The organism is Enterobacter cloacae complex sp. P40C2 (genome assembly GCF_014930695.1).
In the GTDB taxonomy this organism is placed as follows: Bacteria; Pseudomonadota; Gammaproteobacteria; order Enterobacterales; family Enterobacteriaceae; genus Enterobacter; species Enterobacter pasteurii.
The window spans coordinates 116,097-128,110 of record NZ_JADBRP010000001.1 but is presented as its reverse complement, the minus strand read 5'-3'; the positions used below and the strand labels follow the sequence as shown (position 1 = coordinate 128,110).

The window sequence follows — 12,014 nt, the reverse complement described above, 5'->3', positions numbered from 1 at the left end:
GATGATCTATTTAACCCAACGCCTCGATCGCGCCCGCCCCGTCACCGCCAGCGTCACGCTGCCGATTGACGTGCGGGTGAAAAGCCGCGCCCGCGTGGCGCTGAACGACGGCCGCGAAGCCGGGCTGATGCTGCCGCGCGGCCTGCTGCTGCGCGGCGGGGATCTGCTGACCACCGACGACGGCAGCCACGTAGTTGAAGTGATCGCCGCCCCGGAGTCCGTCTCCGTGGTGCGCTGCTCCGATCCGTTCCTCCTCGCCCGCGCCTGCTATCACCTGGGCAACCGCCACGTGCCGCTGCAGGTTATGCCCGGCGAATTGCGTTACCACCACGACCACGTACTCGACGACATGCTGCGCCAGTTCGGGCTGGAGGTGACCTTCGCCAGCCTGCCGTTTGAACCGGAAGCGGGCGCTTACGCCAGCGATGCCCACGGCCATAGCCACGCTCACGCCCACTCACATTAAGGACTCATCATGCGCACGTTTCTTCCCCTGTTACTGCTGGCCTTTTCCGTTCCGGCGTTCGCCCATCCGGGACACGGTACCGACAGCTTCCAGGCCGGCTTTCTTCACCCGCTGACCGGGCTCGATCACCTGCTGATGCTCACCGGAGCGGGCGTGCTCTCGGCGCTGAGCGGCCGCAAGCTCCTGCTGCCGCTGGCTACCCTTGGGATGATGCTCGTCGGCGCCATTGCGGGCAGCCTGCTCGGCGGCTTTAGCGGCATGGAGATGCTGATTATCGCCTCGCTGGCGTTCAGCGGCGTGATGATGTTTAAAACCGAAAATCGCCTGCTGCTGGCGGTGCCGGCCCTGGCAATGTTCCACGGCTGGGCGCACGGCGTGGAGATGTCCGGACACAGCTTCTGGCTGTTTACCGGCGGCTTTATGGTGGCCAGCGCTACGGTGCTGTGCGCCAGCTTCGCGGCGGGACTGCTGCTGCGCCGCCACGACGGCCTGCGTAAAACCTTCGGCGGCGGGCTGATCGTCTCTGCCCTGCTGGCGCTGATGAGCTGATGGAATACGCCCGCCAGCGGCTGCGCCTGATGCAGCTCTCCAGCAGCAGCCTGCCGGTCGGGTCGTTTACCTGGTCGCAGGGGCTGGAGTGGGCCGTGGAGGCAGGCTGGGTCACCGACGTCGAAGCCTTCAGGCGCTGGCAAATCCAGCAGATGGAGCAGGGCTTTTTCTGCGTCGATCTGCCGCTCTTTATTCGCCTGTACCGTGCCTGCGAGCAGCAGGATCGGCTGGCAGCAAAACGCTGGACGGCGTACCTGCTCGCCTGTCGGGAAACGCGCGAGCTGCGCGATGAAGAACGCAATCGTGGCGCGGCGTTTACGCGCCTCATTAAAAGCTGGGAGCCAGACTGCCCGGCAGAGTGGCTCCCGCTGTTTATGCAGAGCCAGCTCTGCGGCATGGCGTGGCTTGGCGTGCGCTGGCGCATTGACGCGCGCGAGCTGGCGCTGAGCCTCGGCTATAGCTGGATTGAGAGCGCGGTGATGGCGGGCGTCAAGCTGGTTCCCTTCGGGCAGCAGGCGGCGCAGCAGCTGATTATCGAACTCAGCAACCATTTTGCCGCCGGGTTTGAAGAGGCCTTTTTACGTGACGACGACGCGCTGGGGGCTGCCACGCCGCTCTCCGCCATCGCCTCTGCACGCCACGAAACACAATACTCACGGTTATTCCGTTCCTGAGGAGTCAACATGGCTGATTACAAACATCCCCTGCGCGTTGGCGTAGGTGGTCCGGTGGGGTCGGGCAAAACCGCCCTGCTGGAAGCGCTCTGCAAGGCGATGCGCGACACGTACCATCTGGCGGTGGTGACGAACGATATTTACACCAAAGAGGATCAGCGCATCCTCACCGAGGCGGGTGCCCTGGAGCCGGAGCGCATTGTGGGCGTGGAGACGGGCGGTTGCCCGCACACGGCCATTCGCGAAGATGCCTCGATGAACCTGGCGGCCGTGGAAGCGCTCAGCGAGAAGTTCGGCAACCTGGATCTGATCTTCGTCGAAAGCGGCGGCGACAACCTGAGCGCGACCTTCAGCCCGGAGCTGGCGGATCTGACCATCTACGTGATTGACGTCGCCGAAGGGGAAAAGATCCCGCGCAAGGGCGGGCCGGGGATCACCAAATCCGATTTTCTGGTGATCAATAAAACCGATCTCGCGCCGTACGTGGGAGCCTCGCTGGAGGTGATGGAGCGCGATACCAACCGCATGCGCGGCGAGCGTCCGTGGACCTTTACCAACCTGAAGGCGGGCGACGGTCTGTCGACGATTATTGCGTTTCTGGAAGAGAAAGGGATGCTGCGGATCTGAAACAGGCCTGGCATAACGCCAGGCCGTGAGGGTTATTTACAGCCGTTGTTGGACGATCCCTGTTCGCGCCACGCGCCCCACTGGCCGCCGGTTCCCGGCGTTTCCTGGCCCGGGTTCACGTACCACTGGTTGAGCCAAACCTTACCGTTGTAAGACACTTTGGTGCATTTGGTCGGGTAGGCAATTTTGGCGTTATAGGCCGGTGCCGCAGGTTTAACCGGCGTATCGTCATTTGCTGGCGTATCGTCCGGAGTGTCATCCTTCGCTGGCGTATCGTCCGAAGCCGGGGTGTCATCCTTCGCCGGCACCGCAGGCCTGGTGACTTTAATGGTCATGCTGTCCGTCGCGGTCCGTCCATCCACGCCGGTCGTGGTCAGCGTGAAGACCGCTTCTCCCTCGCTGTTGGCGGGAATAACGGCATAGGCATGCGCGCTGTCCACGCTCTTCACCAGCGTGCCGTTCAGTTTTGCCTCCAGGGAGAAGGTTTCCGCCCCTTTCGTCACGCTCCAGTTATAGGATGCGGCATTCAGGCTCTTGCTGCCGTCCAGCGGGTAGGTGCTCACGCCCGACGTCGGGGAAACCATGGTGTAATCCGCGCCTGCCGCAGCCGTTGGGGCCGGAGCAGCAGGCGTGCTGCCGTCCTTCAGCGCCATAATACGGGCTACCGCACGCGCCATGTCAGGCTGAGTTCCCACCTTTGCCGAATCCCCGTTCGCCAGTGGCGTACCGGTCTCCGCCAGAATCTGACGCATCTGACGCGGAGTCACGGTAATACCGTTGGCTTTGGCGATGCCGGACAGGCTTGCTACCACGCCCGCAATAATTGGGTTAGCGGAAGAGGTTCCGGCAAAAGTCGCGGTATACGAATCGTTAACGCCAGCATTTTTATACAGATCGCCATAGCCTGTGGTCACCACGTCCCAGCAGCCCCATGCGGAGCTGGTGATGCGCGAGCCATAGGAGCTGAACGACGCTTTTTTACCGTCTTTCGCGCAAAACGCACCCGCTAAAATAGCCCCGGAGTCCTGAACATGCACGTCAAAACGCCCCTGGAAGCCTGGACTGTCCATGTTGATATTTCCGTTACCTGCCGCCTCAATAACGTGAACACCCTTATCCGTCAGCGCCTTAATAATATCGTAGTAGGCGGTCTGGGATTCCATTGCGACCCAGCAATCTTTCTGACAACCCGCTGGATAACCGCCCGCAACCTGTATCCCGATCTGCACCACGTCGCCCGCTTTTAGCTGGGGGATCAAATTATAGAGGTTATTACTCGCAGAGGCCGCATACCCCATCCGGCTTTTCCAGGCTAAACCGCGAATACCGGTGCCCATATCTTTCGCCGCCATAATCCCCACTGAAGCCGTGTCGTGATCGTGGTTTGCAACATACGTTGTCTTGCCAGAGCTGAGGCTCATCGGCGGTAAGTTCATATGGCTGGTATTCCAGGCATCAATCTCCGCCGAAATAAGCGTCACCCCTTCACCCGCGCTGCCAGCATAGCTATCTACGCTATCGCGGTTTACGCCGCCCATATAATAACCGGCACGCTTAACGTCCGGCGCTTTAAGATAATCCTGCTTATTACGGAAATCCGGAACGGCGGCAGAGGTTAAATTATCATTTAATGATGACTTTAACTGTGGCGTAAGGGCAATCTCATCCAGCGATACCGGTTCGGCCTCCGGATAAACAAACTCTACGTTCTGATTCTGCTCAAGTTCGGTAATAATATGGTTAATATACGCTTTATCCTGACCTTTATCTTTCGGTAACTCGATGCGCAGATAACGGTCAAAGCCATAGCGTTTATTAAGTTCCGTCAACTCGGAAGATTGGGCTGAGCTCCGCAAATTAGTCGGACGGAACATATTTGTTGCCGTCAGGGAAGCGTCGCTCAGGGTAATTTTATTGTTTGTCGCCTTCAACAAACCTGTAGCGGGTTTTAGCTTCAGAACTATAGCTGTGTAGGTGGCACTATCCTGTGCAAATTCATTTTGCACCAGATTTTCAGCCGCAGCAGAAAATGAAATTGCTGCGCAAATAAAAAGGGATAAGACGCTTTTTTTCATGACGATCACGGTTCCTGTGTGAATTGAAATTTCTCCTTTTTCAGTATCACAGACGAACGAACCGCGAAGAATAAGAGCAGCCTAACCTGAGTGAAAGACATTTCTTTTATTAGATAAGAAAAGTCCACATTCTGTTAATTTATATTTAGCAAGCAAAGGATACACCTGGATACAAAAACCGTAAAGATTACGCATAATGAAATAATCAAGATCCGCCTACGCTAAAAATATTCTCATCGCTGCTGCTACTTTTCCGAAAACTGGATTTTAATAACGTTATATCTTGCGAGGTGTTCCAACCGCCGTTGGCCCCGCCGCTATCATGAAAGGGGTAATACGACGCATCATTATGGACATTAAAATTGTTATCGCTGAAGAATCTTCATTGATTCGTCGCGGCCTATCCTCAATGATGCAAGCGCTGTCGTTACCCGCCTTCGGCATGAACCAGCAGTGCGTTCTGTCCGGCGAGGCGGCCTCTTCCGCTGAGCTTCAGTCGCTTCTTGGCCAGCATCACCCGGATATCGCTATTCTGGGCTATTCTCTGACAACCAGCCTTAGCCGTGCTCCGCTTGCGGGCATGGATGGTCTGAAGCTGTTGAGATGGCTTAATCAGACCTATCCTGCGCTCAACGTTATCCTGCTCTCGCCCTATGCAAACGCCACGCTTATTCGTCAGGCGCTAAAGGAAGGAGCCCGATCGTATCTGTCGCGCGATATCAACGAGAAAACCTTAAGCCAGGCGATTGCAACCGTCCTGAAAGGCGAGATCTATATCGAAAGCCAGCTGGTTAATATGCTTTTTCGTCATGAAAAGACGGACGTGGAGAAACTCTCGCCGCGGGAAATTGACGTGCTGCGCCTGATTTGCAACGGTTTAAATTTGAAGGAAATTGCACACCATATGCACTTGAGCATTAAAACGGTCAGCGCGCATAAGGTGCGGGCGATGGAAAAGCTGGATGTGAAAAATGACTGCCAGCTCTACTCTCTCATCATCAAGAACCAGATGTTTGACATCAGGATGTAGCACTCCCCCGCCGCCGCTACGGCGGGAGAGACAATCACGCCTCCGGCAGTTCCGCCAGCGGCCAGCGTGGACGGACGGACACGCTCAAATCGGACGTTGCGCCGGCGTTCAGGCGTACCATACCGGCATAGGCGATCATCGCCCCGTTATCGGTACAGAATTCCGGACGCGCATAGAACACTTCCCCATGACGCTTTTGCATCATCCCGGCGAGCTTCGCGCGTAGCGTACGGTTAGCGCTAACGCCACCTGCCATCACCAGACGCTTAAAGCCGGTCTGATCCAGCGCGCGTTTGCACTTGATCATCAGCGTATCAACCACCGCATCTTCAAACGCACGGGCGATATCCGCACGGGTCTGCTCGCTGTCGTCATTGTTGCGGATCGTATTGGCCGCGAAGGTCTTCAGGCCAGAGAAGCTGAAATCCAGCCCCGGGCGATCGGTCATCGGACGCGGGAAGACAAAGCGTCCTTCCGTGCCCTGCGAGGCCATTTTGGACAGCATCGGGCCGCCAGGGTAATCCAGACCCAGCAGCTTGGCGGTTTTGTCGAAGGCTTCTCCGGCCGCGTCGTCAATCGACTCGCCCAGCAGCTCGTACTTGCCGATGCCCGTCACGCTAATCAGCTGGGTATGGCCGCCAGAGACCAGCAGCGCCACAAACGGAAACTCGGGCGGATTCTCTTCCAGCATGGGCGCCAGAAGATGCCCCTCCATATGGTGAACCGGAATGGCCGGGACATCCCACGCGAAGGCCAGCGAACGCCCCACCGTGGCACCAACCAGCAGCGCGCCGACCAGGCCCGGGCCTGCCGTGTAGGCTACGGCATCAATATCTTTTGAGTTCAGTCCGGCCTCTTTCAGCGCCGCCTGAATCAGGGGAACCGTTTTACGCACGTGGTCACGAGAGGCCAGTTCAGGCACGACGCCGCCGTAGTCAGCGTGCAATTTCACCTGACTATACAGTTGGTTGGCCAGAAGGCCTTTTTCGTCGTCGTAAATGGCGATGCCGGTTTCATCGCAGGATGTTTCAATACCCAGTACACGCATGACTTGTTTTACCTCGTTTCAGTACCGCGCAGTGTAGAGCCTGGGCGGGTTGATGTAAAACTTTGTTCGCCCCGGGACATACGCTCGTGTATACTCTTCCCCCTTATAAAAGTCCCTTTCAAAATCGCATCGGTGCTTTACAAAGCAGCAGCATTTGCAGTAAAATTCCGCACCATTTTGAAATAAGCTGGCGTTGATGCCAGCGGCAAACCGAATTTATTAAAGGTGAGAGTTACATGCCGGTAATTAAAGTACGTGAAAACGAGCCGTTCGACGTAGCACTGCGTCGCTTCAAACGTTCATGCGAGAAAGCAGGTGTTCTGGCTGAAGTTCGTCGTCGTGAGTTTTATGAAAAACCAACGACCGAACGTAAGCGCGCTAAAGCTTCCGCTGTGAAACGTCACGCGAAGAAACTGGCTCGCGAAAACGCACGCCGTACTCGTCTGTACTAATCTGTTGAGGGCTAACGCCCTCAATTGACAGACAGAGTTGTAGTCGTAAGGCCGTGCTTCCGGAAGGAATGCGCGGCTTGTTTTCGTTTATAAGTCGCTTAAATTTTTGGGGCATATGGCCGGAAGAATCCCACGCGTTTTCATCAATGACCTGCTTGCCAGAACCGACATCGTCGATCTCATCGACGCGCGGGTAAAGCTAAAAAAGCAGGGCAAGAACTACCATGCGTGCTGTCCGTTCCATAACGAAAAAACCCCCTCTTTCACCGTAAACGGTGAAAAGCAGTTCTACCATTGCTTCGGCTGTGGCGCACACGGTAATGCCGTCGATTTTTTGATGAACTACGACAAACTCGAGTTCGTTGAAACCGTCGAAGAGCTGGCGGCGATGCATAACCTTGAAGTGCCGTATGAAGCGGGCAGTGGGCCAAGTCAGATCGAGCGCCATCAGCGGCAAACGCTGTATCAACTGATGGATGGCCTGAATTCGTTTTACCAACAGTCTCTAAAGCACTCTGCGGCTGAGCCTGCGCGTCAGTATCTGAACAAGCGCGGACTGAGCGACGATGTGATTGCGCGTTTCGCTATTGGTTACGCCCCGCCCGGCTGGGACAACGTGTTAAAGCGTTTTGGCGGCAATAGCGAAGATCGTAAATCCCTCATCGACGCAGGCATGCTGGTCACTAACGACCAGGGACGAAGCTACGACCGCTTCCGTGAACGGGTGATGTTCCCGATCCGCGACAAGCGTGGCCGGGTAATTGGTTTTGGTGGTCGCGTGCTGGGTGATGCCCTGCCGAAATACCTCAACTCCCCGGAAACCGATATTTTCCATAAGGGCCGCCAGCTCTACGGTCTTTATGAGGCGCAGCAGGATAATGCGGAACCTCCGCGGCTTCTGGTCGTCGAAGGTTATATGGACGTCGTTGCGCTGGCGCAATACGACATTAACTACGCCGTTGCGTCACTGGGTACGTCCACCACGGCGGACCATATCCAGCTGCTGTTTCGCGTCACTAACAACGTGATTTGCTGTTACGACGGTGACCGCGCCGGACGCGACGCCGCGTGGCGCGCGCTGGAAACCGCGCTGCCGTACATGACCGACGGACGGCAGCTGCGCTTTATGTTTCTGCCCGACGGTGAAGACCCGGATACGCTGGTGCGTAAAGAGGGCAAAGCGGCATTTGAAGCGCGGATGGAGCAGGCTCAGCCGCTCTCCACGTTTCTGTTTAACAGCCTGATGCCGCAGGTCGACCTAAGTACCCCTGACGGACGCGCGCAGCTCAGTACGCTGGCGCTGCCGTTAATCAGCCAGGTGCCCGGCGAAACGCTGCGCATCTATCTGCGTCAGGAGTTGGGCAATAAGCTCGGTATTCTGGACGACAGCCAGCTTGAGCGTTTAATGCCGAAACAGGCTGAAAACGGCACGGTTCGCCCCGCGCCTCAGCTAAAACGCACAACCATGCGTATACTGATAGGGTTACTGGTGCAGAACCCCGAACTTGCTCCGCAAGTGCCGTCACTGGCGGGTTTGAACCACGAAAAATTGCCGGGACTTGGCTTATTTTCAGAATTGGTCAACACTTGTTTGTCTCAGCCAGGTCTGACCACCGGACAACTTTTAGAACACTATCGCGGCACAAAAGAGGCCGCTACCCTTGAAAAACTGTCGATGTGGGACGATATAGCAGATAAGGATATCGCAGAAAAAACGTTCACCGACTCACTCAACCATATGTTTGATTCGATGCTTGAGTTGCGCCAGGAAGAGTTGATTGCTCGCGAGCGCACCCATGGCTTAAGCAGCGAAGAGCGCCGGGAACTCTGGATGATTAACCAGGAACTGGCGAAGAAATAAATCCTTTACGTTGTCAGACAACGTGAAGGATGACGTATTTAACGGCTTAAGTGCCGAATATCGATCGGGAAGCCCCCGGCAGCCGCACTGAGAGGCAGCGGCAAAAATATAAGTACGCCCTCGCTTTAAAGGTTGGCAGCCCTATCGCCGACACCAATCAAACGAATTAAGTGTGGATACCGTCTTATGGAGCAAAACCCGCAGTCACAGCTGAAACTTCTTGTCCAACGCGGTAAGGAGCAAGGCTATCTGACCTATGCCGAGGTCAATGACCATCTGCCGGAAGATATCGTCGATTCAGATCAGATCGAAGATATCATCCAAATGATCAATGACATGGGCATTCAGGTGATGGAAGAAGCACCGGATGCCGATGATCTGTTGCTGGCTGAAACCTCCAACAACACTGACGAAGATGCGGAAGAAGCTGCTGCACAGGTACTGTCCAGCGTGGAATCTGAAATCGGGCGTACCACTGACCCGGTCCGCATGTACATGCGCGAAATGGGTACCGTTGAACTGTTGACCCGCGAAGGCGAAATTGACATCGCAAAACGCATCGAAGACGGGATCAACCAGGTTCAGTGCTCTGTTGCCGAATACCCGGAAGCGATTACCTATCTGCTGGAGCAGTACGATCGCGTTGAAGCGGAAGAAGCGCGTCTGTCCGATCTGATCACCGGCTTTGTCGACCCGAACGCTGAAGAAGATATGGCGCCTACCGCCACTCACGTCGGTTCTGAGCTGTCTCAGGAAGAGATGGATGACGACGAAGACGAAGATGAAGAAGAAGACGACGACAGCAGCGATGACGACAACAGCATCGATCCCGAGCTGGCGCGTGAGAAATTTGCCGAGCTGCGTACCCAGTACGAAGTGACGCGTGACACCATCAAAGCGAAAGGCCGCAGCCATGCCGCCGCTCAGGAAGAGATCCTGAAACTGTCTGAAGTGTTCAAACAGTTCCGCCTGGTGCCAAAACAGTTCGACTACCTGGTAAACAGCATGCGCGTGATGATGGATCGCGTACGTACCCAGGAACGCATCATCATGAAGCTGTGCGTTGAGCAGTGCAAAATGCCGAAGAAGAACTTCATCACCCTCTTCACCGGCAACGAAACCAGCGAAACCTGGTTCAACGCCGCTATCGCGATGAACAAGCCGTGGTCTGAAAAACTGCACGACGTGAAAGAAGACGTGCAGCGCGGCCTGCAGAAACTGCACCAGATTGAAGAAGAGACCGGCCTGACCATCGAGCAGGTGAAAGATATCAACCGTCGTATGTCCATCGGTGAAGCGAAGGCCCGCCGTGCGAAGAAAGAGATGGTTGAAGCGAACTTACGTCTGGTTATCTCTATCGCCAAGAAATACACCAACCGTGGCCTGCAGTTCCTGGATCTGATTCAGGAAGGCAACATCGGTCTGATGAAAGCGGTAGATAAGTTTGAATACCGTCGTGGTTACAAGTTCTCCACCTATGCTACCTGGTGGATCCGTCAGGCGATCACCCGCTCTATCGCAGACCAGGCGCGCACCATCCGTATTCCGGTGCATATGATTGAGACGATCAACAAGCTCAACCGTATCTCCCGCCAGATGCTGCAGGAGATGGGCCGCGAGCCGACGCCGGAAGAGCTGGCCGAGCGCATGCTGATGCCGGAAGACAAGATCCGTAAAGTGCTGAAGATCGCCAAAGAGCCTATCTCCATGGAAACACCAATCGGTGATGATGAAGATTCGCATCTGGGGGATTTCATTGAGGATACCACCCTCGAGCTGCCGCTGGACTCTGCCACCACCGAGAGCCTGCGTGCCGCCACGCACGACGTTCTGGCTGGCCTGACCGCGCGTGAAGCAAAAGTGCTGCGTATGCGTTTCGGTATCGATATGAATACCGACCACACGCTGGAAGAAGTGGGTAAACAGTTCGACGTGACCCGCGAACGTATCCGTCAGATCGAAGCGAAGGCGCTGCGTAAGCTGCGCCATCCGAGCCGCTCTGAAGTGCTGCGTAGCTTCCTGGACGACTAATCCAGTTAAACAGCAAAAAGCTCCCAATCGGGAGCTTTTTTTTTGTTCATTCCCTCTCCCTGTGGGAGAGGGTGAGGGCATCATACCGCAGAGGATCCTAAAGCCCCCGCACCATCAGCGCCTCGTCCAGCTCGCGGTATGCCTCCACCAGCTTATCCAGCGTTGCCCTGTTGAGCCCGCTCGGATTTGGCAACACCCAGACCTGCGTCACCCCAATGGTGATATTCTGCTTACCCCACTTTGCGCCGCGCTGGCTGAACGCCTGCTCGTAGGCCTGCTTGCCGAGGATCGCCAGCGCAGCGGGCTGGTAGTCCTCAATTTTCTTGACCAGCTCGCGACCCCCGGTGCGCAGCTCGTGCAGGTTCACTTCGCTCGCCTGCACGGTGGGCCGCTCCACCAGCATGGTGATCCCGCAGCGCGTATCCAGCAGATGCTGCTCCTCTTCAGGCTTAAGTAACCGGTCGGTAAACCCGGCCTGATAGATAACCTTCCAGAAGCGATTCCCCGGATGGGCAAAGTGAAAACCGGTGTGTGCCGAAGACTTGCCCGGATTAATACCGCAGAACACCACCCGCAGCCCAGGGGCCAGAATATCGTTGATCATCTCTACTCCTGTCTATGCATCATAAGAGAAGTATAAAGGATTGATTATGCATTGTTTATAAAAACAGCAGGCAGGTGTGAATGGCTGGATTGCTGAAGGGAGTTACTTTATAATTCACCGCCACGGCCCCTTAGCTCAGTGGTTAGAGCAGGCGACTCATAATCGCTTGGTCGCTGGTTCAAGTCCAGCAGGGGCCACCAAATTTTAGCTTTAGAATCATCCATTTAAGCCACTCTCGCGAGTGGCTTTTTTGTTGCCTGAATTTACCGTGGCGATGAAATGGCGGTACTGATGGCTTCTCATAGCAATAAAAAAACCGCACAAGGCGGTTTTTTAGTGAAGCGGCCAGGGCTACCTGCCGTTCGCCGATGGCCCCCGGGCGCGTTCTGGCATTCCAGGGGCAGCAATCAGGCGTTCGACGGACTCCATCGTGACAAACGTACAGCTGCAATCGACATTGGTGCACTGGTGATAACGCTCTTTGGTATTTTCACTTAAATAGCGGCTGGTGCGAGCATGTGCCGAGTGTTTGCATTTAGGACAATGAAACATAACGCCTCCGTAAAATTCACATAATGTGAATTTATAATACCCTAA

Annotated in this window: 12 protein-coding genes and 1 tRNA gene; 9 read left to right on the top strand and 4 right to left on the bottom strand. The window is 55.7% G+C overall.

The genetic code is table 11. The features are described 5' to 3' along the window. Nucleotide 1: 1 nt before the first annotated feature. From ureE to ureG, 4 genes are read left to right on the top strand one after another with little or no spacing between them, the layout of a single operon-like run. Nucleotides 2-466, top strand: a complete 465-nt coding sequence (gene ureE, locus IM304_RS00600; RefSeq protein ID WP_193355006.1) for an urease accessory protein UreE — start codon at nucleotides 2-4, stop codon at nucleotides 464-466. A 9-nt stretch (nucleotides 467-475) separates the two neighbouring features. Further along, nucleotides 476-1,015, top strand: a complete 540-nt coding sequence (locus IM304_RS00595; RefSeq protein WP_193355007.1) for a HupE/UreJ family protein — start codon at nucleotides 476-478, stop codon at nucleotides 1,013-1,015. After that, complete coding sequence (locus tag IM304_RS00590) at nucleotides 1,015-1,689, top strand: urease accessory protein UreF (protein ID WP_193355008.1); 675 nt, start codon at nucleotides 1,015-1,017, stop codon at nucleotides 1,687-1,689. The genes IM304_RS00595 and IM304_RS00590 overlap by 1 nt, the downstream gene beginning before the upstream one ends. Before the next feature lie 9 nt (nucleotides 1,690-1,698). Continuing rightward, nucleotides 1,699-2,316, top strand: a complete 618-nt coding sequence (ureG, locus tag IM304_RS00585; RefSeq protein WP_193355009.1) for an urease accessory protein UreG — start codon at nucleotides 1,699-1,701, stop codon at nucleotides 2,314-2,316. 32 nt (nucleotides 2,317-2,348) lie between these two features. On the opposite strand, the gene IM304_RS00580 is transcribed toward ureG, so the two are convergent. Continuing rightward, nucleotides 2,349-4,145 (bottom strand): serine protease, encoded by a 1,797-nt coding sequence (locus IM304_RS00580; RefSeq protein ID WP_227009556.1) that lies wholly within the window; start codon nucleotides 4,143-4,145, stop codon nucleotides 2,349-2,351. Nucleotides 4,146-4,713: 568 nt separating this feature from the next. On the opposite strand from IM304_RS00580, the gene IM304_RS00575 reads away from it, so the two are divergent. Continuing rightward, nucleotides 4,714-5,421, top strand: a complete 708-nt coding sequence (locus IM304_RS00575; protein ID WP_227011952.1) for a response regulator transcription factor — start codon at nucleotides 4,714-4,716, stop codon at nucleotides 5,419-5,421. 34 nt (nucleotides 5,422-5,455) lie between these two features. Here IM304_RS00575 and tsaD read toward each other — a convergent pair whose 3' ends face one another. Beyond that, the gene (tsaD, locus tag IM304_RS00570) at nucleotides 5,456-6,469 is read right to left on the bottom strand and encodes a tRNA (adenosine(37)-N6)-threonylcarbamoyltransferase complex transferase subunit TsaD (RefSeq protein ID WP_176609455.1); all 1,014 of its coding nucleotides are present in this window, start codon (nucleotides 6,467-6,469) and stop codon (nucleotides 5,456-5,458) included. 236 nt (nucleotides 6,470-6,705) lie between these two features. Between tsaD and rpsU the strand changes: the two genes are divergently transcribed. From rpsU to rpoD, 3 genes are all read left to right on the top strand, one after another. Beyond that, a complete protein-coding gene (rpsU, locus tag IM304_RS00565; protein ID WP_001144069.1) occupies nucleotides 6,706-6,921 on the top strand; it encodes a 30S ribosomal protein S21 in 216 nt (71 codons plus the stop codon). A gap of 115 nt (nucleotides 6,922-7,036) precedes the next feature. Then, complete coding sequence (gene dnaG, locus IM304_RS00560) at nucleotides 7,037-8,782, top strand: DNA primase (RefSeq protein ID WP_003862574.1); 1,746 nt, start codon at nucleotides 7,037-7,039, stop codon at nucleotides 8,780-8,782. A 186-nt stretch (nucleotides 8,783-8,968) separates the two neighbouring features. After that, nucleotides 8,969-10,813 carry an RNA polymerase sigma factor RpoD gene (gene rpoD, locus IM304_RS00555; RefSeq protein ID WP_006812010.1) on the top strand — a complete coding sequence of 615 codons (1,845 nt, stop codon included), beginning with the start codon at nucleotides 8,969-8,971 and terminating at the stop codon, nucleotides 10,811-10,813. Between the two features lie 97 nt (nucleotides 10,814-10,910). Here rpoD and mug read toward each other — a convergent pair whose 3' ends face one another. Further along, on the bottom strand, nucleotides 10,911-11,417 hold the full coding sequence (mug, locus tag IM304_RS00550; RefSeq protein ID WP_193355012.1) for a G/U mismatch-specific DNA glycosylase: 507 nt from the start codon (nucleotides 11,415-11,417) through the stop codon (nucleotides 10,911-10,913). Nucleotides 11,418-11,541: 124 nt separating this feature from the next. Here mug and IM304_RS00545 point away from each other — a divergent pair. Beyond that, a tRNA-Ile gene (locus IM304_RS00545) sits at nucleotides 11,542-11,617 on the top strand. Between the two features lie 151 nt (nucleotides 11,618-11,768). Here IM304_RS00545 and IM304_RS00540 read toward each other — a convergent pair. Then, on the bottom strand, nucleotides 11,769-11,969 hold the full coding sequence (locus tag IM304_RS00540) for an ogr/Delta-like zinc finger family protein (RefSeq protein ID WP_148418430.1): 201 nt from the start codon (nucleotides 11,967-11,969) through the stop codon (nucleotides 11,769-11,771). Between the last annotated feature and the right edge of the window lie 45 nt (nucleotides 11,970-12,014).